Source organism: Limnobacter sp., from assembly GCF_036846585.1.
Lineage (GTDB): Bacteria > Pseudomonadota > Gammaproteobacteria > Burkholderiales > Burkholderiaceae_B > Limnobacter.
The window spans coordinates 135,376-160,250 of sequence record NZ_DAIUBR010000003.1 but is presented as its reverse complement, the minus strand read 5'-3'; the positions used below and the strand labels follow the sequence as shown (position 1 = coordinate 160,250).

29 protein-coding genes are annotated in these 24,875 nt (G+C 50.7%); 21 read left to right on the top strand and 8 right to left on the bottom strand.

All coding sequences use genetic code 11. The annotated features are described in order from the left end of the window. The first annotated feature begins 31 nt into the window (after positions 1-31). The 21 genes from V7028_RS02690 to V7028_RS02590 all read left to right on the top strand — a co-directional run bounded on the left by V7028_RS02690 (position 32) and on the right by V7028_RS02590 (position 18,102). Positions 32-1,162, top strand: a complete 1,131-nt coding sequence (locus V7028_RS02690) for an acyl-CoA dehydrogenase family protein (RefSeq protein ID WP_334118563.1) — start codon at positions 32-34, stop codon at positions 1,160-1,162. 268 nt (positions 1,163-1,430) lie between these two features. After that, complete coding sequence (locus V7028_RS02685) at positions 1,431-2,894, top strand: hypothetical protein (protein ID WP_334118562.1); 1,464 nt, start codon at positions 1,431-1,433, stop codon at positions 2,892-2,894. A gap of 193 nt (positions 2,895-3,087) precedes the next feature. After that, positions 3,088-4,113, top strand: a complete 1,026-nt coding sequence (locus V7028_RS02680; RefSeq protein ID WP_334118561.1) for a hypothetical protein — start codon at positions 3,088-3,090, stop codon at positions 4,111-4,113. Between the two features lie 5 nt (positions 4,114-4,118). Continuing rightward, the gene (locus V7028_RS02675; protein ID WP_334118560.1) at positions 4,119-4,907 is read left to right on the top strand and encodes a flagellar motor protein MotB; all 789 of its coding nucleotides are present in this window, start codon (positions 4,119-4,121) and stop codon (positions 4,905-4,907) included. Between the two features lie 86 nt (positions 4,908-4,993). Then, a complete protein-coding gene (locus V7028_RS02670) occupies positions 4,994-5,419 on the top strand; it encodes a hypothetical protein (protein WP_334118559.1) in 426 nt (141 codons plus the stop codon). Between the two features lies 1 nt (position 5,420). Further along, complete coding sequence (sctJ, locus tag V7028_RS02665; RefSeq protein WP_334118558.1) at positions 5,421-6,218, top strand: type III secretion system inner membrane ring lipoprotein SctJ; 798 nt, start codon at positions 5,421-5,423, stop codon at positions 6,216-6,218. After that, a complete protein-coding gene (locus V7028_RS02660; RefSeq protein ID WP_334118557.1) occupies positions 6,215-6,967 on the top strand; it encodes a hypothetical protein in 753 nt (250 codons plus the stop codon). The genes sctJ and V7028_RS02660 overlap by 4 nt, the downstream gene beginning before the upstream one ends. Further along, entirely contained in the window at positions 6,960-7,628 is a 669-nt protein-coding gene (locus tag V7028_RS02655; RefSeq protein WP_334118556.1) for an HrpE/YscL family type III secretion apparatus protein, read from the top strand. Before V7028_RS02660 ends, V7028_RS02655 begins: the two co-directional genes overlap by 8 nt. Continuing rightward, positions 7,612-9,351: a type III secretion system outer membrane ring subunit SctC gene (gene sctC, locus V7028_RS02650; RefSeq protein ID WP_334118555.1), complete on the top strand. Its 1,740-nt coding sequence runs from the start codon at positions 7,612-7,614 to the stop codon at positions 9,349-9,351. Before V7028_RS02655 ends, sctC begins: the two co-directional genes overlap by 17 nt. A gap of 2 nt (positions 9,352-9,353) precedes the next feature. Next, positions 9,354-10,568 carry a hypothetical protein gene (locus tag V7028_RS02645; protein ID WP_334118554.1) on the top strand — a complete coding sequence of 405 codons (1,215 nt, stop codon included), beginning with the start codon at positions 9,354-9,356 and terminating at the stop codon, positions 10,566-10,568. Beyond that, entirely contained in the window at positions 10,565-10,918 is a 354-nt protein-coding gene (locus V7028_RS02640; RefSeq protein ID WP_334118553.1) for a hypothetical protein, read from the top strand. Before V7028_RS02645 ends, V7028_RS02640 begins: the two co-directional genes overlap by 4 nt. A 41-nt stretch (positions 10,919-10,959) precedes the next feature. Next, on the top strand, positions 10,960-11,487 hold the full coding sequence (locus tag V7028_RS02635) for a hypothetical protein (RefSeq protein WP_334118552.1): 528 nt from the start codon (positions 10,960-10,962) through the stop codon (positions 11,485-11,487). After that, a complete protein-coding gene (locus V7028_RS02630) occupies positions 11,480-11,818 on the top strand; it encodes a hypothetical protein (protein ID WP_334118551.1) in 339 nt (112 codons plus the stop codon). Before V7028_RS02635 ends, V7028_RS02630 begins: the two co-directional genes overlap by 8 nt. 19 nt (positions 11,819-11,837) lie before the next feature. Beyond that, positions 11,838-12,053: a hypothetical protein gene (locus V7028_RS02625; protein WP_334118550.1), complete on the top strand. Its 216-nt coding sequence runs from the start codon at positions 11,838-11,840 to the stop codon at positions 12,051-12,053. Between the two features lie 10 nt (positions 12,054-12,063). Continuing rightward, positions 12,064-12,228 (top strand): hypothetical protein, encoded by a 165-nt coding sequence (locus tag V7028_RS02620; protein ID WP_334118549.1) that lies wholly within the window; start codon positions 12,064-12,066, stop codon positions 12,226-12,228. A 53-nt stretch (positions 12,229-12,281) separates the two neighbouring features. Beyond that, positions 12,282-12,539 (top strand): hypothetical protein, encoded by a 258-nt coding sequence (locus V7028_RS02615; RefSeq protein WP_334118548.1) that lies wholly within the window; start codon positions 12,282-12,284, stop codon positions 12,537-12,539. Positions 12,540-12,571: 32 nt separating this feature from the next. After that, complete coding sequence (locus tag V7028_RS02610; RefSeq protein ID WP_334118547.1) at positions 12,572-13,135, top strand: hypothetical protein; 564 nt, start codon at positions 12,572-12,574, stop codon at positions 13,133-13,135. A 49-nt stretch (positions 13,136-13,184) separates the two neighbouring features. Further along, positions 13,185-14,357 carry a hypothetical protein gene (locus V7028_RS02605; RefSeq protein WP_334118546.1) on the top strand — a complete coding sequence of 391 codons (1,173 nt, stop codon included), beginning with the start codon at positions 13,185-13,187 and terminating at the stop codon, positions 14,355-14,357. 21 nt (positions 14,358-14,378) lie between these two features. Further along, positions 14,379-15,281 (top strand): type III secretion system translocon subunit SctE, encoded by a 903-nt coding sequence (gene sctE / locus V7028_RS02600; RefSeq protein WP_334118545.1) that lies wholly within the window; start codon positions 14,379-14,381, stop codon positions 15,279-15,281. A 31-nt stretch (positions 15,282-15,312) separates the two neighbouring features. After that, positions 15,313-16,068, top strand: a complete 756-nt coding sequence (locus V7028_RS02595; protein ID WP_334118544.1) for a hypothetical protein — start codon at positions 15,313-15,315, stop codon at positions 16,066-16,068. A gap of 45 nt (positions 16,069-16,113) precedes the next feature. Beyond that, entirely contained in the window at positions 16,114-18,102 is a 1,989-nt protein-coding gene (locus V7028_RS02590; RefSeq protein ID WP_334118543.1) for a hypothetical protein, read from the top strand. Positions 18,103-18,238: 136 nt separating this feature from the next. Here V7028_RS02590 and V7028_RS02585 read toward each other — a convergent pair whose 3' ends face one another. Genes V7028_RS02585 through V7028_RS02550 form a run of 8 tightly spaced genes read right to left on the bottom strand, consistent with a single transcriptional unit; the run spans position 18,239 to position 24,861 of the window. After that, on the bottom strand, positions 18,239-19,330 hold the full coding sequence (locus tag V7028_RS02585; protein ID WP_334118542.1) for an EscU/YscU/HrcU family type III secretion system export apparatus switch protein: 1,092 nt from the start codon (positions 19,328-19,330) through the stop codon (positions 18,239-18,241). Continuing rightward, positions 19,327-20,127 (bottom strand): EscT/YscT/HrcT family type III secretion system export apparatus protein, encoded by an 801-nt coding sequence (locus V7028_RS02580; RefSeq protein WP_334118541.1) that lies wholly within the window; start codon positions 20,125-20,127, stop codon positions 19,327-19,329. Before V7028_RS02580 ends, V7028_RS02585 begins: the two co-directional genes overlap by 4 nt. Before the next feature lies 1 nt (position 20,128). Beyond that, positions 20,129-20,386 (bottom strand): type III secretion system export apparatus subunit SctS, encoded by a 258-nt coding sequence (gene sctS / locus V7028_RS02575; protein WP_334118540.1) that lies wholly within the window; start codon positions 20,384-20,386, stop codon positions 20,129-20,131. A gap of 2 nt (positions 20,387-20,388) precedes the next feature. Continuing rightward, positions 20,389-21,042, bottom strand: coding sequence for a type III secretion system export apparatus subunit SctR (gene sctR / locus V7028_RS02570; RefSeq protein ID WP_334118539.1), 654 nt, complete (start codon positions 21,040-21,042; stop codon positions 20,389-20,391). Positions 21,043-21,048: 6 nt separating this feature from the next. After that, complete coding sequence (locus V7028_RS02565; RefSeq protein WP_334118538.1) at positions 21,049-22,131, bottom strand: FliM/FliN family flagellar motor switch protein; 1,083 nt, start codon at positions 22,129-22,131, stop codon at positions 21,049-21,051. Next, on the bottom strand, positions 22,128-22,544 hold the full coding sequence (locus tag V7028_RS02560; RefSeq protein WP_334118537.1) for a hypothetical protein: 417 nt from the start codon (positions 22,542-22,544) through the stop codon (positions 22,128-22,130). The genes V7028_RS02565 and V7028_RS02560 overlap by 4 nt, the downstream gene beginning before the upstream one ends. Next, positions 22,544-23,929, bottom strand: coding sequence for a FliI/YscN family ATPase (locus V7028_RS02555; protein WP_334118536.1), 1,386 nt, complete (start codon positions 23,927-23,929; stop codon positions 22,544-22,546). Before V7028_RS02555 ends, V7028_RS02560 begins: the two co-directional genes overlap by 1 nt. Then, positions 23,929-24,861, bottom strand: coding sequence for a hypothetical protein (locus tag V7028_RS02550; RefSeq protein WP_334118535.1), 933 nt, complete (start codon positions 24,859-24,861; stop codon positions 23,929-23,931). Before V7028_RS02550 ends, V7028_RS02555 begins: the two co-directional genes overlap by 1 nt. Positions 24,862-24,875 lie beyond the last annotated feature (14 nt).

Here is a 24,875-nt window from a genome sequence, read left to right as displayed (position 1 = left end):
ATACACAGCGCGGCTGGAGGAGACATCATTCATGGAAGACTTTTTCCGCTCGGTAGAGCGATTTGTCAACGCACAAATCAAACCCCACATCAATGATTGGGACGAAGCCGGAGAATTCCCGCGCGAACTCTACCGACAAGCCGGTGAACTCGGCTTGCTTGGCCTGGGCTACCCGGAAGAAGTCGGTGGTTTTGAATGCACGCTTGCCGATCGCCTGAAGCTTTCTAACCTCGTGTGCTCTGCAGGCAGTGGCGGTTTGCTGGCGGGCCTGTTCAGCCACAACATTGGTTTGCCGCCCTTGCTGAACCACGGCAGTGAAGAACTGGTTCAAATGATTGCGCCCGCGGTGCTCAAAGGCGATGCCATTAGCGCACTGGCCATTACCGAACCCTCGGGCGGGTCCGATGTGGCCAACCTGAAAACCAAAGCCGACCTGTTTCAAAAAGACGGAGTACCCCACTACCGAATCAACGGTGAAAAGGTATTCATCACCAGCGGTGTGCGTGCCGACTGGCTGACCGTGGCAGTGCGCACAGGCGAACCCGGTGCGCGCGGTATTTCTGTGATCATGGTGCCCGGCAACATCAAGGGCCTGACGCGAAGCCCGCTTAAAAAAACCGGCTGGTGGATGAGCGACACCGCCAGCATTTACTTCGACAACGTTGAAGTACCCGCCAGTTACCTGGTCGGCAAGGAAGGCAAAGGTTTTCGCATCATCATGGAAAACTTCAACACCGAACGCCTCATGTTGGCGGGTGCCTGTGTCGGGTTTTCAAGGGTATGTTTAAACGAGGCACTGGACTGGGCCCAAAACCGCCAAACCTTTGGCAAGCGATTGCTTGACCATCAGGTAATTGCACACAAACTGGCGGACATGCGCATGAAAATTCGGTCCACCGAAGCCTGGTTCGACGAAACCATTGCGCGCATCGACCAAGGTGACATCAACGAAGAACTGGTGGCCGACATTTGTTTGCTGAAAAACCAGTCCACTCAAACCTTGCAGCATTGCGCCAACGAGGCCGTACAAATTCTGGGCGGCATGGGCTTTATGCGTGGAAGCTCGACCGAGCGCATCTACCGCGAGGTCAAAGTAATGTGCATTGGTGGTGGCGCCGAGGAAATCATGAAAGAACTGGCGGTGCGTCAACTGGCGTGGTGAGAACCAATTTGGGGTGTGCTCAGGCACCCCCCAAAAGAGGTACACTATCCGGCCATACCAGAATAAATACAGTCTGCTTGTTTCGCCGGAAGTGTTCCCTGAATGATGAGTCGTTAACGACGTAAGCAGAAAACTTACAAATTTTGTTAAAGATTGAAAAATAATAAGCAATATTTGCATCCGATTTCCGACTCCGCCCGGTAAAACTCTCACAAGGCGAAACCTCGCTGCACTTTAAATTGAACACACCATCGTCGGAGAATGTATTGTGGCTAACATCACTGGAATAATCAAAAGCGTACTGGGCGAGGTTTCTGTAACCCGCGCAGACGGAGAACAGGTCCTTCTAAAAGAAGGCGATATCATTTCTGCCGGTGACACCGTCACCACCAGCGCAGAAGGTTCTGCTTACATCGAATTCCCCGGAGCAGAAGGACAAAAGGCGACTGAGGGTATTCTTCAGTCCAACGCGGTTGCAACCTTGAAAGAGGGCGAGACAGGCGCCGAATTCGAGTTGGCTCAAGGCGAGTTCGAATTGCTGACCGAGGGCGAAACAGTGGCCATTACTGGTTCTGGCGGCATGTTCGGTTTGTTCGGCGCTGGTTTGGCTGCGGGTGGCATGGCCGGCCCATTGGCTGCTGCTGCGGGTGCAGCATTCGTGCTGGGCAGCGATGACAGTAACGGCGGCACAGGCGATGGTTCTGGCGGCGGCGGTTCTGGTGAAGCAACTGCAGGAACGCTTGAGCCCGTCACTGACGCAGCAGGCCCCGCTTCCCCGGCTGTAGATCAAACTGTGGATACACTGGCCCCGGTAACCACCGTGGTGGATGCACCTGTGGGTGCCCTGGAGCCAGTGACTGAATCTTTGGACCCAGTGCTGGATGAAACCGCCCCGGTGACCGATGCACTGGAACCTGCGCTGACCCCGGTCAACGGCACGCTGACGGACACCCTGGTTGGCGTTAGCCCTGTGACCGATTCCCTGGACGAAAACGTCACCCCGGTGACAGAGGCAGTGGAAGAGGCCATTTCCCCCTTGGTGGACGTGATTGTCGGCAATGAAGATGGGCAGGTAACCGCTGCAGCGGACACATTGCCCGTGAACTTGCGTGTTGTTGCAGAACAGTTGGGTGATGGCCTGAGCATGGCAACGCCCCAGATCGCCGATGGTTTGTCGCAGGTGGTGAGCGGATTGGAGCCGGTTTTGACCCCGCTGAATGACGGTTTGATCCAGATTTTCGATGCTGCAGCCCCCTTGTTTGATGGCTTGGGCACCGCAACAGATGCATTGCCCATGGCCACCGAACCTTTGGCCGACGGCATGGACCAGGTGTTTGATGGCTTGACGCCGGTGACAGACCCCTTGATTGCGGCACTGGAAGGCGGATTGCCCATGCCAGGTGGTGATGACAGCGGTGGTGGTGATACTGAAGGCCCCACAGGCACACCTTTGGATGCAGTGCTTGGCCCGGTAAGCGATGCCTTGAGTGGTGGTGGTTCCGGTATTCCCGAGACGGGCACACCGCTGGACGAAGCGACTGCACTGCTTGACCCCAGTGTGTTGACGGACCTGTCTGCTGGTGGTGGCGGTGATGCTTCCATCCCGAGCACGGGTACGCCTCTTGACGATATCACCGCGATGCTTGATCCATCTGCCCTGCCGATTTCGTCAACTGGTACGCCGTTGGACACGGTAACAGGCATGCTGCCGACTGAAAGCCTACCCATCTAATCATTTTGTAGTATTGCGTGGGGCTCCGACCCCCATGCAAAGTGAAAAGGCACCCTCTGGGGTGCCTTTTTGCATTTCTGGCCTATCACTGTTCGTAGTCAATATTTCTGGAACCAAATCTCGCCTTAGGAAACTTAAAACCTGTAGTGAGAAATCTAGTTGACGTCTTTAATCCACCATCAAGGAGTCCACAGTGGGACCTTCAAGCACTAACCTGATCCAGCTCATCCCACCCGTCACGGTACTAATCCTGCTTTGTCTGGCCAGCTTTAACTTCTACAGACAATACGTTGTCAAGTCCAAAGAGCTTGCTGAAGTGGTTTCCAAAGTCGGCATCACCGTGCGCTCAATGACTGAAGGCGACGACTTCATGCGCAAAGACGGAGTTAGCAGGGTCTTCCAGGGCACCATGCTCGAAAAAGCCTGGAAAGACTTCGCCAAAACCCTGCACCCGCAAACCGGAACAATCAACGGGGTCAAACGCAACCGAAAGTTCAGGCTCACGGTACCGGTCACAACCCACTTCTCTGCAGCAACAGTCATTGACAGACCGCTAGGTGTTGATTACTTCAAACACTTGCCGGGCATCCTGACCGGTATTGGCATCATTGGTACCTTTGCCGGTCTGCTTTTCGGCTTGAGCAACTTTGACGCATCAAATGTCGAGAAAATGAACGAAAGTATTACCCTGCTAATCAGCGGTGTTCGCGACGCATTCTATGCCTCCGCAGCCGCTATTGGTGCTGCCATGGTCATCACGCACTGGGAAAAATCGCTCTACAGAAAAAACCTTGCCGCACTTGACGACCTTGTTGACGCAATGAACGGCCTGTTTGAACCTGGCGTAGGTGAGGAATACCTGGCCACATTGGTTCAACACTCATCCAGCGCAAACAATGTTACCCGAGACCTGAAAGACGATCTTCTTCAAGCCATGCTACCGGTCATCAAGCAACTCGAGTCCATTCAATCCCAGAACAACGACGGTTTGGCACAGGCCCTTGAACGCGCCCTGAACGAGTCCAACAAAAGGTTGAGCAACCAACTAGAGGTCATCCTTGGGAGACAGGTCAAAAACCCGATCGAAGAAATGGGTCAAAAGCTGGAAAACCGCCTCAGCCACATTCGCAGCAACCCACAAGATCTCGCGATGAAAGTCATTCGTGCCCGTCAGAACGACAGCTATGTCGAAGCAAGTTCATCTGCGGAGCCCCTATGAGCCTCATGCAATCATTCTCCCCGCCACACCGAAGTGATGAGGCTGAAAAACCATTCTGGATTTCATATGCCGACCTCATGACAGCGCTCATGATCCTTTTTCTGGTCATCATGGTTGCCGCACTTGCCGCCATCTCAAGGCAAACCGAAGAACTGGTCAAGCGCAGCCAGCGTGGTGAGTTGCAACAACCTGTTGTTGCACTTAAACCCAAGGATCCGGAAATCGCAAAAACAGAACTGCGATTCCAGGAGATCACTGAAATTTGCAATCTGCTCTCTGAAAAAGCATCCGCGGTTAACCCAAACTTGAACATTGATTGCAAACTGAATCGCATCAACTTCGGAGAAGTCGGTCGATTCCGAACCGATGAATACAGGATGAACGAACAAGGGACCGAAGCCTTGGGACAAATTGTTCCGATCATCCTTGAGACAGCGGGAACACCCATGGGTCAAAAATGGCTCAAGCAAATTGTCATTGAGGGCTACACCGACACCGATGGCTCTTACCTGTACAACTTGAACCTCAGTCTGAAGCGCTCGGAATGGGTCATGTGCACACTGCTTAGCCATGACTCAACAAACGCCATTCAGTTCAGCTCCGAACAACGCAAACAGATCAAAAAACTATTTCTCGCAGGGGGCGTGGCTTTCAACAACACTCGAGATTCAAAAGACGCAAGTCGACGAGTTGAGTTGCGTTTGCAGTTCTACGGGCAAAGCGATGAACGTCAATCGTCCGCAGACTATGAACTTAAATTCGATGACAACAGCAAAGAACGATGCATGTTGTAACTGGATTTCGACTCGAACAGCGCTCACAACGGAACTTTAGTACTGTCACAGGTACTCATTAAGCGCACAACAGGAAAGGTGCTCACATGCTAGAAATCTCTCCAACATCACCAGCCCCAATCAACTTGGACAAGCCAGGCAATATCAGTGCGCCTCAAGAAAACATTGAGCATTTTCAGCGTCTCATGTCAGGTCTGGGAAAAAGTTTGAACAAAGGCACGCCTGGGTTTGAATCCAGACCAGCCGGGGAAACAACCGAGCCCCCGCCTCCCTTGCTCGCAAAAACCGCCATCGAACTGCAAAAAGCCGAATTCAACATCAGCCGCTTGCAACGTCACCTCACAGGCGGAATTCAGCAACTCGAAGGAGGACACACCATGGACGGAAACTTCCCGCGGGCAGTGGTGCAACAGCAATTCTCATCAGCTTATTACTTCCTGGGTGTCAATCGCGTGGGCAACACCGCCAACGACATCAGCGAAGAAATTGCCTCTGTCACGAAAGGTCGCTAGCATGAAATCCTTGTTCAGTCGCCTCCCCATGTTTGCGCTAATACTGGCTGGGTCATTGTTTCTTCAGGCCTGCTCAGACCGAACAGTGCTGTTCACTGGCTTGTCTGAGCCCGAAGCCAATGAAATTTACGCGCATCTTCTTGCCGCAGGCATACCCGCGGAAAAGTCAAAAGCCAAAGACGGATCCAGCGTATCAGTTCCCAAAAACCTGTCGTCCACTGCTTTGAATCTTACCCAGGCACACGGACTGCCCCGCGACAAAAAAACCTCGCTTGGACAAGTGTTCAAAAAAGAAAACATGATTAGCTCACCCCTGGAAGAAAGGGCACGCTACCTGTATGCACTTTCACAAGAACTTGAAGACACCTTGATGCAAATTGATGGCGTACTCGCTGCAAAGGTTCACATTGTACTTCCCGAACGCGCAAACCCCGGAGAACCGCTTACCCCCTCATCCGCAGCCGTATTTGTCAAATACTCTGAAAACGCACAGTTCCCGGCTTACATTCCAAAAGTCCGGGACATGGTTTTCAGAAGTATCCCAGGCATTACAGGCGACGCACAGGGCAGCGTCACTGTTACAGCCGTCCCCTCCGAAATCAAAGTGGATGAATGTGTACCGCTGGTCTGGTACGGCCCCATCGCAATAAGCGCTGAAGACAAAGGCTATTTCCTGCTCATGACCTACCTGATTCTTTTTATGTGGATGCTGTCAGTGGGCATGACCTGGCTGCAAGCCAAGGGTGTTGATCAATGGCCGTCTGTGCTGAAATCCTTGCATGCAAGGTTTAAAAAATGAGTATTCCCGAGCCAATGCAAGTGGTGTGGTGGAAATGGTGGTCCAACCCGCTGATCAATATTCATGCGGACCAGCTTGAACGCCTCCCCTTTGAAACCAATCGTGAAACAAACAAAGCACTTGATTATTTTCAGCTGCTGCAAACACGTAGCATTCTGGAACTGGATGACATTCCCGAACCCAGCTTGCAAGACAAACCTGAACTGATCAGCATCAGCCTTGCCGATTCAGCCACCGTTGAAAGGCATCTTCTGAAACTGGCCACGTTGACGATGGACACAAGCATCATCCACGCGCGCCCTCAGGAATGGAACAGCAAATTCGGAATTTCCTCGCCAGAGGAAATCCGCCAAATCATTGAGCATTATCGAAGCATTCCATATCGACTCTCGAAATGGCAGTTCTCTGTGGCAAGTCTTGTCAACCATAACGACAACATGATGCTGCCCACGCACACAAGAACGCAACTGGGCTTGGGCTTGGTCATTAAAAGTTTTTTTCCGTCTTTCTTTCAGCGTTGGTCCATTACCAGCAGCCGAAGCGTTACCTCGCTAATCAAACAAATCGACCCGCTTGAGGAAGGCTTGTGGAATGAAACCATCGGATGGATTGACGCTGAACTTGCCGCCCTGTTTGAAGAAACTGCCAATCAGTATCGCGAGCCAGCGCTTGGGATAGAACACGACCTGCTGACCGACGAATTCAGCCCGCTCGACATTGAAGCAATCTACAGGGGCGCCAATGTTTAACCTACTCCGACGCATTCAATTTCCCGAAGGCTTGCAAATGCATGCTCCGATCATCAAAGGCAAAACACTGTTGTTTGCAAAAGATCATCGGGACATTCTTTCTTTTGCGCACGACGAAGCCCGTCAAATTATCGAGCAAGCCCGGCGTGACGCCGATGAAATCCGGCACAAGGCGCGCAAAGAACTTGCCGATTCACTGCAAACCGATGTGCGGGAAATCCACAGAACAGCGCGACAACGCGTACAGGAACTGGCCGACACCTCATCCAGAATTTGTATTGAAGTGTGCACCACGGCGCTTCACAAATTTCTGGATGAAGTGCCAGAGAAAGTCAAAGTTGAGAAACTGGTCAAATCACTTCTCGACCGATCACTGAGCAATCAAAACCTGATACTGGAATGTGCAAAAGAGCAAATCGATACGGTTCAGTCCTGCCTGGGCGAAGTGCTGTCTAGGCAACTCATGATTCGTAAATGGGAAGTCAAAACATCCGAAGACCTTAACCCCTTCGAGCTTCGCATTCGCGCCGCCAAAGGTTCAGAAATTCAGGTCTCCATCGACAACATCATGGCACTTTACAAAAGAGAAATTGAAAACCTTCAAAGCGAAGTCGCCGAGTCCATCAACCGCACAGGTGAAAAATATGAAGAAGTGGATTAATACAAATTGCCTGTGGCTTTTGCTGCTCTTGATCCCAGATTTGGCGTTCAGTGCACCGCAACCCAAAGCTGACATAAAAATATACATTGCCCAGGAAGAACCCTCTCGCCGCGCACTTGAAAACATGCTCGACATGCTTGGTTTGAACTTGAACGCCAGTGGCCTGTCAAGCCAACCAATCAATGGCAAATTCGAATTCAGCAATGTTGATGATGTCATGGCCTATTTCAAAAGCTCATTCCGCATCAACTGGTTTCAAAACGGCACGCAAGTTTTTGTGTACCGCTCCGATGACTGGAAAACCCAAAAGGTTTATGTCGGCGGGCAGCGCAGCAACGATGACTGGAAAGACCTTCTAACGTCATCTGGCCTGTACTACAAAGAGTTTCCGTTTGCCATCAATTCTGACACCAAAGAACTGATCGTTTCAGGTCCGCGAAGCTATGTAAGATTGGTCAAGGAAACCTTTGAGCAAAACCCTCCAGACCCCTCTGAAATTGCCAAGCATGGCATTGACCTGATGGTATTCCCGCTTCAGTATGCCTCAGTGGAAGATCGCCAAACAACGCTCAGGGGGTCCACAATCACCACGCCTGGTGCACTGTCGGTATTGCTGAATTTGCTGGGTCTGCCGAACCAGCGCATGACAGCCTCACCGGAAAACAAAAAGGCCGGCATGATTGCGGATGGCGCCGCCGCGGGCAACACCACACCCTCGCTTTCACAGACCAAAAACATGCAGGCCATGGCCATGTCTCCAACCACCATGCCTGGCGCCAACCAAGACGAACAAAACAAAGAAGAAAAGCCAATCAGCGTCACCGCTGATCCCCGCACAAACTCCCTCTTGATCCGTGATGCGAAAAGCAAGTTTGACTACTACAAACAGCTGATCGAAAAACTGGATCGCCCGCTCCCCATGATTGAAGTTGAAGCCATGCTGGTCGAAGTTGACCAGCGCGGCCTCAACGAATTGGGACTGGAATTTGGCTTCCAGTCCTCCCACCTTCTATATGACTTTCCCGGCAGTGCAGTCAATGCAGCCAGTTTGGTAATACCCGGCGCAAGCACGATTGTCGACCCAGTCCGTTTTCTGGCACGCCTGAAAGCACTTTCTGCAGACGAAAACGCCAAGGTGCTGGCCCGCCCAACCATCGTGACCCAAGACAACGTATCCGCCTACATCGATCTCAGTCAAACCCTCTACCTACAGGTGCTGGGTGAACGGGTAGCCGATGTTGTCCCAGTCACGGCAGGCAGCTTGCTTCAAGTCACACCACGGTTGGTCAAAGAAGGCGATGACGACAAGATCTTTCTGAGAATTGAAATTCAGGACGGCAGTATCGCACAAGGCATACAAGGCAGCCAGGGCATCAACGCTCCCAGTATTCAAAACACATCGCTGAGCACACAAGCTTTAATTCAACGAGAAAAAGCAATTCTGATTGGTGGTTACAACCGCGAATCCGCAGGCGATCAAGAATACAAAGTGCCAATACTTGGTTCACTGCCTTTCATAGGCAAGGCATTTTCAAGTACCCAAACACAGCGCCAAAATGTGGTTCGTCTATTCCTGATCACACCTCGCTTGATTGAAGACCCGCCCCACAACTCTGCATCCACACGCGATGCTGTGGATACCATACAAAGGTCTTTCAAGATCAACGGCGATTACCTTCAACCAACCCCCTCGCTGAGGCTCGACCGTTCAATTTCGAGGTAATCATGGGAACATCCATTCCAATCAAAGCGCCAACGGTACAAGAAGTCACTTCCACAGAAGCCCTGCAGGGCGGGCTTAATGCCAAACGCCCATTGGAAGGCGAGGCGAAAAAAAAGGTTGAGCGGTTTGTTACTGCACATGCACAAACCAGCCGCCCAGGTACAGAACAAGGCGCTGAACCGGCCAAAACCGGGGCACCGTCGAGCCTGCCTCAAGTTAGCGCAGAGGAACAACAACAGGCCACCTTACAGAAAGGCGCCATTCAGACACCAGAAAAACGCAACAGCAAAAGCCGAAAATTTGAGAATGTCTATAAAACCCTTTTTGTAAACAATGGCAGTTTTTTTGAAAAAGACATGATGTCTTTGTTGAACTCCTTCCGGTCAAAAAGCAAAAGCCTTGTGGACATGACCACTACGCTTAACCCTGGCGAGCGAGCCCTGCGAAAATTTCTCTTGCTGGAAACCCTGCAAGAACAAGGCGACTCCCTGCTAAGCAACAGCGACCGTGTTGAAATAAAACTAGCCAAAAACCAGTTGCTCTCAGAACATGGCGCCTTTATTTCCGGCACCTTGGGTGCCTACGAAGTGGGCAAGGCAAAATCGTTTTCAGGGCCGTCGCTGCGCGAGTTCATCGCCGCCTACCAAATTATCGAGATTCAACCAAGCACCACGTCAGCAACTGATCTTTTTGCGCTGTACAAAATGATCAAAAAAGATTTGCAAGCTGGCGCATCCACAGAAAAACTGGTGCGTATGCAAGAAGGGTTCATTCAAATTCTTGTTCGCGAGAAAACACAGGAACCAGCACGAATTACAAGCCCGCGACACCACTTAATTTTAAGCCGAATCAAACAGTTTGGCCTGTTGATCAATTTGCACGCCTTGCATTCAAAGTTTTTGGGCTGGGGGCAAAAAGCAAACATGCAAGGTTTGCCTACTTTAACCAGTCTCACAGAATCATGCCTGCAAGCCGTTCTTTCCAACGAAACCCTCGCAGGGGCCAATTCCTTGATCGCAATTGCTTCGGCGGTTCGATCAGATCGCATGCCTGCCAAGAACGCGTTCATTACCAACTATTGCCGCTGGGTGTTACTGCACGACCTGATCAGTGGCATGTACCGGAACTCGAATCAACGAAAAATCCTTGTTGAAAACATTGAGCGCAACACCCAACTGTCAGCAATTCTTGCGCCAATCATTCAGGCACCATCATGACCCTCCATCCAAGCGCCCCGGAGAAAGACACCATGGAACCGATTCACGCCCAGGGGGACTGGATTGTTATTCGCGGAGAAGCCGCCAAAGAAAAACCCAACATGGGCGAATACTTTTTTGTGTGGGTAGGCGACACGCCACTGGAGGAATCGTTTGTAAGCTCGGCCGGCCTGATCAACGATGAAAAAAACAAACCAGAATTTCCGGGCTACTCAGCCACATTCCATACCGATCCCTCTGCAGGGTTTGTGATTCAAACCCAACCCAACTGGGACTTCGAAACGCCGGCACAAATCCAGTCTGCACTTGACAGAGTGCTTTGGGAAGTCAATCGGCTTTCAAGACTTTGATTGCCAGGCCCCCTATTCAACCAAACTCTAGAGCGCACATCATGACGATTCAGTCTCAATACGATCCACTGGAAGTTTCAGAAATCACACGAGAGAAAATTGAAGCCCGCAGCAACAAGACCATCCCGACCCTGAACAGGGCTGGGGCACAGCATCAAGGCTCAAGAAACTCCCCCAAAGACACATTTCGTCCGAATGACGACACCTTGAAGAACGACTTCTTCAACATGTTAATGACTCCGGCCACGGCCAATTCACCGTCATCCACAAACAAAAATGAGCCGTCTGATTTTGATATGTCAACACATGGAACCAACGAATTTTTTTCGCCACAAAATACATGTGAGGAAAGAGAAAAAATTCTGCCCAATAGTGATTTCAACTTCTCAATTGTCAACTCAATGGCCGGGGAAGTGCACATTCGGGGTGAATTCATCAACGGCAAATGCCTTGTCCGTTTAACGATGAAATCAAACCTCAGTTTGAAAGAAAAATCGGTGCTTGCCCAAATGCTTCGGGCAAGTCTGGAAAGCAAGTTAAACACTGAACTGGAGTTGAAAATTGATTGATCCCGTAAGCGCCACACAAATTTCCAGTGCTTCGTCAGGGCAAGCACTCAAGCCATCCATGGCTGATGCTGCAGATTTCAGCAACATGCTTTCCCAACCCAACCCTGTCAACAGTTCAATTAAAACTTTTGTTGAAAAAGCACAGGACCAATTGAATCAAGACAAAGTCAACATGGATAAAAAGCTTCGCGAGTTCGATTCTCGCGACAGCGTGTTCAGCCTGATCGACGCCATGCATGTCAGTGCCATGAAATCAGTGTCAGTACAACTTACCGGAAAGATCGGCACCAAGGTGTCCGAGCATTTTGAACAGTTGATCAAACAGCAATAAGCTGAAACAAGGAGGTCCAATGGAAGTTCTCAACGTAGGCGCTCGAGTATTCGGATTCGCCGACACCCACGCAAAACGGGTTGATGGTTTTTTGAGCAAACCCGATTTTGGTTCATCGCCAACTGACGTTGTCGTCATGAGCTACGAAATGCAAATGATGGGTTCACTGTGGCAACTTGCAGCAAGCCTGGTGAAAGACATGACCGAACCACTGAAAAGTATCGTTAACAAATAAGGAGCATCACATGTCCGTACCTACCACAACAGTCCAGTACTACGACACTGACGTGACGCCGGATGAATACCTGGTTAATCGCTCAATTGAGGGCCTTGCTGTGACTCTGATGATCGATCACTCCATGGAACGAACACAGGAAATTTGGGAGGAGGAGAGAGAAAACGATTCTTAAAATTTTAAGTAGTCCGCAGTACTTTCATTCATTACCTAATCAAGGAGCCAATCATGGCAGGTCCAGCAGCATTTCCAACACACTCCAGCGTCACCCCTTTTATTGATGAATACGCCGCGTTCGGCGATGAAGTCCAGGCAGCAGCTTTCCAGACTTTTTACGATCTGTTGCAGGGAGATCCCACACCAGGTGAAGTAGCGGCAGCTGTAGCAAAGCTGGGTATTTCACTGGAAACCGCGGCAAAAATCATGTCCGCCTGTGGCAAAGCCAAAGACTTCATCGAGAAAGTTTACGACGCAGCTCGCATGTAATTTCATTAATATTCAAACAAAGAGGTTACACCATGTCATCCACCCCGCCTGTAGCAACATCCACTTGGACTCCGCCAGAACCCTACAAACCTGACGAAGACAAGCTGAACGCAATGTGGGCTGCAGCGGGCCGTGGGGACTGGATGACAGTTACGCTAATGATCGGCGACCTTGAATTGGGTTGGCTTGGCGAAGAAATGAAACGGCTTGCGGAACTTGGCGAGCATTACGGTGCGCTTGAGAAAGGCGCTGATTCACTGATGACTGTGCTGAACGCGCACACGAAAGACGGCACGCTGGAACTTAGCCAAAACATGCGAAGTTTCCTCGACACCGCCCTTGAAGTCATGGCGAAAAAGGGTCAGCCCGCATCCGACAAAATCAAGGGAATTATTGAAAAACTCAAAAACGGTGAAGAAATCAGCCAAGGGGAAGCGCAAGAACTATACGCGTGGTGTGCCGACGCAAAACTGGCTGTAATCCCCCCCCAGTTCTCTAGTGAGGCACTGGCTGCACAAGCGAAAAGCGCCCGCGAACGATACGACGGTTACGTTAACGCGGGAAAAACCCGAATTGGAATCTGGAGCGTTGGCTAAGGCAATTTGCAAGCCCCTCAGTTCACCCACTTTTACAAAGGATTACACCATGAGCGTTCCAGCCACTACACCCGTACCGTGGGTCGAATCTACCATTGACCCAGCTGCGCCCAGCAGTGTGGATACCCTTATTCGATCCTGGCTGAATCAAAACGGCTTTGACGATTTAACGGAATTGTCCCCACAACAATTACAACAGCTGATCACTTTCTTGAGCCAACACACCACCGTACCCGGCGTGAACGCCCTGTTGGCCCAACTCAAAGAGCTCCAAGCTGACTGGAAAGCGTCAGGCAACAGCGAAGACAAATTGTCCAACGCAATTGACAATCTGAAATTTCAACAACGCTTTCTGAATATTTTGGCAAATTCCACCACGGGTCAAGATGGACTGGACCAAGCCAAAGAAACCGTGAACAGCTCCCTGACGCAACTCGAAGACGTTAAGAGAGCCACCCTTGAAGGCTCGTTGCCCCTAGATCAAGACAGCGGCCCGGCAACAGAGGCCTCGATTGTGGGCCTGCTGGAGAAACTGGAAGCCTTGGGTATCGAAAACCTTGAAGCCCTGGGCCTTTTGGATCTTTTCAACAACCTGACCACCGCCCTAAATGACTACCGTTCAGCTTTGAGCGCAGCCGGGGGAGATCAAACCAAAATAAACATGGCTGGTTCTGAATTCAGACAAGACGTGGCCATGGCACGCAAGGCGCATTTGTTGTCCACCGGCCTGCCAGATTCACATGGCCTGGTTCAACGGGAACAAAACACCATTGAAAGCGAAGATGTTTACCAGGACTACCTGGCAACACCCATGGATGAAAACTGGAAGGCCGATTCACCTGGCATAACCGCAGAAGACATCGAGAGCGCCTACGACGAGGCACACCGCATGTACAAGGATGCAGAGGCCCGGGGTGACCAAGACACCATGAACTTCTTCCGCGAACGCATGACCATTCTGAGAACAGCAGTGGATGCCCTGAATTCAGGAGAGGAAAACCCCTTCATCGTGATTGTCAGCATGTACATCAGCTTGCTCAACCTGGACCTTACGCGCCTCCAAACTCTGAAAGTACGGGCACTTGATGTGGGAAATCAAGACTTGGCTTCCCGAATCCAGGAACGCATGGACACCATTGGCCAGCTGATTCAGGAAATCATAAAAGGGCAGGTGAAGCTGCTGCAAGGTGTTGAGAACAACATGGCCTCTATTCGTGCCTAATTTTTCACAAGGAACTTGATCATGGTTTCCACCGACTACAGTTTGCTCGGCCCAAGCGCAAATGGACCTGACAAACCCGAGGAAAGCGAAGATATTTTCTTTGAGAACCTGGCCATTTTCACGCTGGACAATCTGGAGAAAGCGCGCGACACACTCACCGAATTGATGAAAGGTCTGGAAGGCACCGAACGCAACAAAGTGTCGTACATCCGAGACCAGGTAGACAAGTTCATTGAACAGCTAAAAAAATCCAAGAAGGGTGGAATTCTTGGAAAAATATTCAAGGCTCTTGGCATTGTGGGGTTAATTCTTGCTGCGCTGGTGGCCTGCTTAGTGCCTACGCCCATGACCATCGCTGTTTTCGCAGTTGCACTGGTCATGGTCATGGAGCCATTGCTTGCAGAAGCCGCTGGTCATGATTCGCTTATACAAAAAGGTATGGGCGAAATGATGAAAGGGTTGTCTGAAGTATTCGGCCCCATCGGCGGTGCTATCGTAGGAGCAATCATTATTCTGGTGTTGGTGCTTGCAATTACCGCTGCGGCAGCAGGTGGTATTTCAGCAGCAGGATCCGCAATTGGTCAATCGACATCGGCAACAGCACAATTTCTGCGTCAATTGCCTGCCTTGCTTAAAAATTTCATCACAGGCGAGCTGACCGTTGCACAGCAGGGTGCCATTCTTCGGTTTCTGGAAGCCATGGAAGCCGCCATCACCATGGCACAGGGTGGCCTGCAGTTTGAAATGGGAAGACTTCAACTTGAAATTGCAAACCTGATGCACGCCTTCAACATTGACCAGGCATTCATTGACCTCATCAACAATTTGCTTCTATCGATTGGGCAAGACATTTCTGCCTACCAAGAACAAATTCAACGGTTGCTGGAATTCATGCCGCAATACTTCGCACCTTTGAATGCCTGAGTGTTCGAACCAACTATTCCCGGAGTAAAAAATGAGTGTTCCTGAAGTCACTACCCGCAATACGACGACCGTTCCGCCAACCGAAGCACCGTTGACCCAAGAAGAAAAAGCGAGATTCATCAGCGAGGCAATGGCCACCTTCGCCTTAACCCAAGAGCAAGCCGAGGCCATGCTTGAAAAACTGGAACCGGGGCAGGTTCGCACCTACCTGGACTTGGCCAGCGGCAAATCAAACATTACCCGGGAACAGGCCAAAGAAATGTGGGGACTGAGCGACGATGAGGTTCAAGCCATGTTTGGCGACAAGGAAGAAATCGGTATTTTCGACAACCCTTTTGGTGATCTTTTTCTTCGCTTCCTCATGTTGAGCTACTCCCTGGGTTTGGACATTAAAAAGCTGATGTCGCAGGTGTCGGGTCTCCGGTTTGAGCAAGCCATAGAAGCAGCCCAAAAACGCAAAGACGGCGCCATTCTTGAATTCGCATGCGCGATGGCCTCTGCGGCAATTTTTGTGGCATTCGCTGGTGGCAGCTTCTACAAAATCAATTCCATGAAGAATGAAAAAGCGAACCCGCACGACCCCACTTGGCAGTGGTTAAGCCCTATGACTGCAAACCTTTTGGTATCGCCCATCAATTCTGGCGGGCAATTTGGCAAAGCACTTGAAGAATTCAAGGCTTCGGTTCTGGATGGAAACAATCAATTGCTGGACAACGTATTCCAGCAATTAATGAACGCATGGCAAGGTCACAAAGACGCCCAGGACACATACCGTTCAGGCCTTTAATTCCAATCTTTAGTAAATCGACACACTGACGGAGACAACTTAATCATGAGCACCAGTAGCGTAAGCACCGAATTCATCCCAGAGATTCCGCCTGCGCCGAAAAATGGCTCAGAACCCGTCAGTGAAAACATGGGCACCGCGGAATTTGACGGTAAAACCTATTACTACTACAAAGTAGGTACTGGCAATTACGACAAATACTACTACTTTGAATCGAGTGAGTCTCGTGAGAAGTTTCTGGAATGGGTGAGCGCAAGGACCGGTGTAGAAATTGACGACCTTGGTTTGAGCGAACTGTTCGAGATCTCCAAGCTATATGAAATGACGACAGAGCGGACAACCACCCAAGGTCGGGTAATGATCAATGGGCGGCTGGAAACTGTCACGATGGTGTTCATGAAACCAGCGCTGGACACCAAACTGAATGCACAAGCCAATGTAGAGTTTTTTGGTGGCGATATTCCTTACTTTCCAGACGGCTCGGCGGCCTACCTCAACAACCGGGAATTCAGGTTCTCAGAAGACCCAGCCAACAACGGTGCTCGACTGGCAGGCTTGGCAGGCAGTGCCAGGTTTTTGTTTGATTCCAATTATGGTGAAAAGGAATTAACCCCGGTGACCGGCCCCCTGGATCCCGATGTGGAGGCACTGTGCAAATCATTGTTCGGCGAGGTCCCCATAACACAAGAACACCTGAATATCCTGAAATTGATGGGGCTGGTCAGTGGTGATGCTACCCAAGGTGCCAGCACCTGGATGCTGACCATCGAAGGACAGGAAGCGCAGGGTCATTTTGAAAACCCAGACTACTTTGATTTTCTGGCGTCGATGGCAATCAATAATTTGACGCCTGAAGATTTGATGAAGGCTGCAGGCGCTTCAACTTACTTCTCCGAGAGCGGATACGCACAAAAGCCCAATACGGAACCACCTGAGTACTACACGGCGGCCGACGTAGAAAGACTGGCCAAGGAAGCCTACGGCAAAATGAAGGGTGTTGAAGAACCCTTGCCAGCGGGTGTTACAGCAGGAGCCAATCAACAACAGGCTTTGCTGAAATTGATCATCAACTTGTTGGGCTTGCCATCCAATACCACTTGGGAACAACTGACACCGGCCCAGATCAACACGGCGATTGCTGTGGGCCTGATCGGCTACGACAAAGAAACGAATACCCTGTTCATGACGGCCAACGGCGCAACTTACACAAGCAGCAAAGTGGAGACACCGGCAACCAACCCATCCGAAAGCACGCCGCCAGCAGATGCAAACCTGAAAGCCTTCTGGGATGCAATGTACATTTTCTACACTTTGGGTGGACCACTGGGTGCCGATGGTGCAGAGACCAATACAAAAGGGGAAGGTGTTAGAAACGACCGCTTCGGTACATCCGGCATTAGTTCGCTGGCCGGCGCAGACCCAGCCGATAACGATTACTGGAACAAAATTGGCTTGGGTCACCTAAGTCATGAGGACAGGACAAAGTTGATACAAGCATCAAAAGATATATTGGCGCTGGGTGGCGCGGGAAATGGTGGATACCTGGATCAAATTTCCAACATGAATGGTGGCAGCGGGCTAGGGTTGGGTGTGTTCCGCGAAGGCCAAATACGCGATTGGCTTGCAAGTACACACGGTGACTGGCAAGGCGATGACGGGGTGGGAAGCGACGAGCGTGCCAGAAACAACTTCAACGACCCGGCTTTTGCGGTTCCTGAGTCTTTTGTCTTCGACCCGGCCCAACTCAAGATGAGTGATGAAACACGGGGCAATCTTGACAAAATGTGTACGGCCCTGTTCGGCAAGTCATTCTCTGCCATGACACCCGGCGAACAGCGAAAAGCACTGTACATCTTGACCACGGGTTTCAATGCGTTCGCGTACGAGCCTCCGATATACGCCGATGTGTCCACGTCGCCCACAGGCAACGAAACCACCCGGCGAGTGATTACACCAGGCATGCTGTACACCCGACCTGGTTTTACGGTGCCTGGCGACGTCACGATTACGCCACACACACCCCCCAAAAAGTGAAGAAATCCTGTCCCGCCTCGTCGCGGGACTACACTGAACTGGAATCTAATCCCCGGACGCTTTGGTTGGGCGGAGAGCCCACCATACGCTATGGGTGAGCCACTGGCCATCAAAGACCACTGGGGTTGAATTTAAATCAAGGTGCAGGGCGCTTACCCGTTTCATCCTTTTCGGATTCAGGCCCTGAGGCGGTCTGGTTCAGTTGAAACAAGACCCTAAAAACCTCAGCAGCCAATTCAAGGTGCTCTTTTCGTATGTACTCCTCTTCTTCACACTCACTGTAAAGCATCCGGGCCAATTTCACATTCACAATGACTGGAATACCCAAACGCTTGGCCTTCTCGCGAATTTCCAGTGCATCGGCATCCACTCCCATTGCAACAATAAAGGGAATGTCGTGCACCCCCGGCTCATAGTCAAGCGCTACTGAAATATGAGTTGGATTGGCCACAATCAGCTTGGAGCGATCCAGTTGGCTGAGTGAGGAATTCAGCAAGCTGCGGTGCTCTTGTTTGCGTTTTTTGATGATTTCAGGATTACCAAAAGATTGCTTGTTTTCATCTTTGATGTCGCTGTGGCTCATTCTCAAGGTTTTAAGCAGATTGGCTTTTTCAATAACCCAGTCCACCAGAGCGATGACAATGAACGCGCTCAAAGTCATGAACACCACTTTCTTGAGTACCGCCCCCATGACCCCGAACAGCTCCAGCATGCCACCACGGTAGCTATACACCATGTCATTGGTCATGCCGGTAAACACCAGAAACACCACCCAGGCCACGATTAAGACCTTGCCCACGGACAAAAGAAGTTGAAAAAAAGACTTCTTGGAAAACATGTTTTTGATGTTTTGTACGGCGTCGAGTTTTTTGAATGAGGGCATTGCTGCTTCCGGGGCCACCAGAAAACCAATTTGTGCCCAGGTCAACACCGTTGCACAAATTGCGCTTGCTGCAATCACCGGAAAAACGATCAAAACAAAAACCTGAAATGCTGCAGAAACAACCTCGGATGACCAACTGAATTTTTCGGAGATCCCGGTGGAAGTAATAATGTCCACCAAGTTCGTCAGTTGCTCGACATAGCTGGGCATGAGTTCAAAAATCAAGGCGTAGCCGACCAAAAGATTGGCCACAATTTTGATGTCCTTGCTGACAGCCACCTGGCCTTTCTTGCGCGCGTCATCAATCTTTTTCTTGGTGGCTGGTAAATTCTTTTCTCCGCTCATTGAAGCCCCGACAACAAATTATTCAAGGTGTCGCTGTATTCAGAAAACATCAGAAATATGTCTTCCTCAGCGAAGTGAAGCAAACCCAGTAACGCCAAAATGCCGAAAAGACTTTTCAGGCTGTACTCAACACTGTAAACCTGCAGTTGTTGGGCAAAGGCTGCAATAATTTGTACCGCCAGCTCCACAGCCAGAATTGCAATAAGAACAGGCCCACTGAGCAATACTGCAAAAGTGATAAAGTCTGCGGTCAAACGCATAAGACTTTGCAACCACTCCCCCAGGCCCACGATGCTAAGCGAGCCTGGTGGCATCAACAAGTAACTTTTCAGCAAATGAACGGTGATTGCATGCAGCCCAGGGCCAGCAAGAATTAACGCGGCGAACAGGTAACCAAACAGCGTTTCAATTGGCAATTCTTCGCCCGAATCATTGCCGGTGACCTGACCCGCAAAAGTTGCGCCCCGGTAAACATCAATCAATGCACCAAAACCTTTGAATGCAAAATAGGGAAAAGCAATGGTTAAGCCAAGAAACCCGCCCAACAACACTTCACTGAGAAAGGTAATGACTGTGAAACTGGGCACATGCTGTGGCGAGGTATAAAATTCTGTGGCAGCAAGTGCAGGATATAAAACAAGGGCGCTACCCACCGACATTTTTATGATGTTGCTGCTGTACCCCTTGGACAGCAGCGGGAAAAAAAGCATGAAGCTGACGGTTCTCGGCAGGAAATAGGCAAGCACCGAGAGGTACTCCCGAAGAGGGTCGCCAGTGCCGATGAATAGCTGTTCCACGTCAAGACCGCGGCAGGGCGATCAGGTCCAGGATCGACTGGGTGAACTGCACCATCGTTCCTGCCATCCAAGACCCCAAAGTGACCAACACCACAGTGACAGCAAGTAATTTGATGCCGAAAGGCAAAGCCTGATCCTGCAGCTGGAAAACGGCTTGCATAAAACCAAGCAGCAGCCCCAGCACCATGGTCACGATCACCACGGGAGCTGCAATTAAAAATGAAAGCCAAAGCGCTTGATTAACGTAGTAAATTAGCATGCTTAACCCAAATAGGAATTGACCAAGCCCTGCAGAATTTTTGCCCACCCCTCAACGGCAACAAAGAGCACGATTTTAAGAGGCACTGTCAACGACATGGGCGACACCATCATCATGCCCAAGGCCATCAAACCACTTGAAACTGCGAGGTCGATAATCACGAAAGGCAGGTACAGGTACAAACCGATGCGAAACGCCTCGGACAGTTCTGAAGCCACAAACGCCGGCATCACGACGAACAAGTCTGTTTTGTCGACCGGTGGTGCATTGTATTTTTTTTGAAATTGCTGAGCTGTTTCATGAAATTTCTGAAGATAATCCGGATTCACATTGCTCAGCATGAACTGCTTGAATGGCGGCACTGCCTCGTTGATCGAGGTCAACACTTCCACGCCAGACACGGGCATTTGCCCATTTGGGGCAAAGCGCTGCCCAGCGTCGGTAAGAACAGGGCCCATGATCAGCAAGGTCATGACCATTGAAATACCGTAGAGCACCATATTGGAGGGCACCTGCTGCACTCCGATTGCATTTCTGAGGATCAGAAGCACAGCAGAGATTTTCAAAAATGAGGTTGAAGTGACTGCAATCAACGGCAACACTGACAACGATGCAATGGTGACAACGAGTCCGATGGGATTGATGGTTTCAACCATGGCGTTTCAGTCCAACCGCTTGGTGATTTGAATCATCACCTGGTCTTGGAATGTCACCAGCTCGCCTTCAAGAATTGGCGAGCCCATCACACACAATTTGACAAAAGGCAATGAATGGTCGCGCAGCTCGATTAGTGTTCCCGCTTGAACAGAGCAAAGATCATTGAACAGGATCGTTGTTTTACCCGCCTGTATTTCCAGTTCAATTTCATCAAGTGGTGCCAACGAGACAGGTTCGGTGGGAGCATCTTGCTCACTGCTGAGTTCATCAGAGCCAAAGTGAAGGTTTGTGTCTTCTTCGTTCATTTGTATGAATACCTCGAATTGCTTCTTGAGATTTTTGTGATTCTTGAAATAAATTCCACCCCGAAGTCGTATATCCCCTTGGGACGTACGAAAGTTCTGAACAGCAAGCAAATCCCCTTCTTCAAGTGAAGCAAGTTCATTGGCTGCCCACAAGCTCCGAGTGGGGTAGATTCGGATGTTCGCAGGGATACGAATGACTCGGCCCATGCGTTCGTAATCAGCCCAAAAACTGGTGCTGTATGACCGGAACTTGTTGTAAATACCAACAAGGATTTTGGTGTCGCCACCAAGAACGACTTTGCAGTCGCGCAGGTGGTCCAGCGCGAGATAATCAGTTGGTGGTTTGGCAGGAATTTCATGGTGCTCAAGAAAGCGCTCAAGGCTCAAGTTCAGCATCATGGTCAGTTCGCTCACCGCGGCTGACACAATGTTGAAAATGGACACCAAAGGCCCACCGCCCCACTGTGAAATCTTTGGCGAAATCAAACAACCCGTGCGCTCAAAAATGTAGGCGGAATCAATGGCCAGATCGATTTCGTCGCCCGACTCGGTGAACGCTTGAACCCACACATGGCCACCCAAACCAACCGTCAACGGGAAATTTTCTGTGTACCGGATCGAAAGGCCGCGCTCGGTTGGAGATTGAAACGGGGTACTCTGCTGCACACACCCACCAAGGCGGGCGTAAATGGAGGTGGTTGTTTGGTCGTAGTGGATTTTGCGCAAGTCCCCGACAGACCACGATTGCACCTCAATAGGTTCGTCCAGGTTTTCCAGTGTCATTTCCACAGTGTTTCCCGTATGGCTTCTTCGATTGCCATCAGTTTTTTCTCGCCCACCCGGGCTGCCTTTACACTTTCTTCCAGTGCATTTTTGCTTTGTTCGAAGTGGTGTTGAGCCAGTTCGATTTCCCGGTTCGCATCCATGATTTGTTTGATCCCTTTGAGCTGCAATTTGGAGAACGCTTCAATTCGGTCAATTTTTACAAACTGCCCATTGATCAATGAATTCAATCGATCGGCTTCGACTGCCCGAACCTGTATTTCCGTGTCTTCAAGATTTGATTGCCTGACTTCTACGTCTTGCCCTGCCTGAATTCGTTCCATTTCACGTTTTTTTTGAATGCGTCTCAGTGAATCAACCCGCATTTTGCGAATCTTCAAGATCACCTTCAAGTCACTGTCAAGCCCACGCATCAGGAACCGCCGTCGCTTATCGCGGAGAATCTGGACACAATGTTTTCCAGATCGGACAAGGCCTTTGAAGGTGATTCCGGACTTAATCGATCCTGCTTGCACCACTGGTCCAGCGCAGGCTTGATGGCAATGGCTTCGTCGATCAATGGGTCTGTGCCTTGTTTGTACTCATTCAAACGCACCAGCAGTTCTACCTCTTGGTACAGGGAGTAAACCTGGCGCAGCACGGCTGCGACTGATCTGGTTTTCTGGTTTGCCACGGATTGCATTACGCGGGACAAACTTCGCTGTGGATCTATGGCAGGGAAATGATTTTTCTCCACCAGTTTTGGACTTAGAACAATGTGGCCATCCAGCAAACTTTTGGCCTCGCTTGCGATGGGGTCATCTTCAATACGGTCGCCTTCCATCAGTACAGTGAACACGGCTGTGATCGAGCCCTGTTCTGTCAGGCCTGCGCGCTCCACCAACTCGGGAAGAATGGCGTACACAGACGGTGTGAACCCGGATTGAGTTGCTGGCTCCCCGGCCATCAAACCAATTTCGCGCTGAGCACGGGCCAAACGGGTAATTGAATCGATGAGCAGCAAAACCGATTTGCCTTGATCGCGCAAATGCTCGGCAATCGACATGGCCGTGAAAGCGGAACGAACCCTTTCGATGGGAGATTTGTCGGAGGTGGCACAGACGAAATAGCTTTTCTGGCGGATTGTGTGGTCTATTTCGCGCTCCATGAATTCTCGCAGTTCCCGACCCCGCTCGCCGACCAGCCCGAACACCACAGCATCCACTTTGGCACCGCGAACAATTTGAGCCATCAAGGTGCTTTTACCGCAACCGGGCGGTGCGAAAATACCCACGCGCTGCCCTACCCCCAGGGTTAAAACATTGTCGATAATTTTGACTTGCGTAAACAGCGGTTTGGACACCGGAGGCCTGCGTGTGGCCAGCGGCGCAGGGCGGATTACCGGGTTGGCATCCAGATCGGTGGAAAGCACGCCGGCATGGGTGTTATCTGGTTCATTGAGGCTACGCCCCATGCCATCCAGCACCGCCGCCATTTGCCGCCCTGTGGGCTTGACACAGTGGGGACGGCCCAAGGGGTAAACAGTTGCGCCAAGTGCAATGCCAACGACGGATTGAAGGCAGGAAATAGTGGCCAGGTGGTCACTGAATGCAATTACTTCGCCCAGCACCGTTCTGCCATCGGCGGCCTTGATTTCACATAATTCACCCAAAAGCACATCGGGCAAATTTGCTTTAACTGTTGAAACAATGATTTCAGTGACATAGCCAATGCGCTTGACTGGATTTAAGTTACCAAGCCTGTCGCCCAGCAGTTTAAGTAGTGCGGGGCTCAAGGTAGATCTTTCGTCGTAAACCATCACAGTGGCACCTCGTAACTGGTACTGCCATTGAGTACTACTTTGTCCATGCTGATTTTGGTGATGGTCAACCCGTTGTATTTGCCACCTTCAAACAGCATTGCGCCGTCGTGTAGAACAACAGCGGCGGACTTTCCCAACACAATTTGGGAAACGCGAATTTCATCCACCAGCTTTTGTTCGGGTGTAAAGCGCACATTGGCTTTGAGCTCCACGAATTGCCCGTAGTCCCGACCAAAGCGGATCAGTTCGCGTTCAAAATCCATGGCCTGCACACGAGACAATTCCGCATCAATCTCGACCTTGTCTTCCTCTTGCCTGACCGAAATTCCTTTGGTGCCCTGACGCTTTGCAAACGCAGTGAGATCCTGAACGATATTCGCGGCCATCGTGACGCCAATCGGCACCTGCACCTGTCGCTCGGCCAACTCTTTTTTGCGCTCAAGCATGCTGGCTTGTGTTTTGGCCACACCTGCTGTGCCAAAGAAAAGAATCATGGATGTCATTAACAGACCAATAACAAACAGGAAGGCCACAATGGCCCTTGCACCCAATCCCTGCAGGAATCGAAGACCGGTGTGAAAAAGACGGGAGTAACCTTCGCCGAACCGGGATGCAAGCCCCTGACCCGCGGTAACCAAGGTGAAGTCCAGCTGAATGTGTCGAAAATCGAGCGTTAAAGTTTGCGACGGGAACAGGGTGTTTTCGACTTTGCTGTTGTCAGCCGAGATCAGCTTGGCTGAGGGATCCATTCCCTCGATGACATAACGTCGTCCGTGACGACTCAATGTAATGAGGGAGTCTGGAATTTCGGGATCGCACAGAAAAATGTCTGCCCGCGCCGACCCACCCAGGGTTACGTAAGACTTGGACAGGTTCCAGACCGCCCCAGCGTGAAGACCTGATTTTGCTTTGACTTGTAATTGCATCATGATGTGTCAGTTCC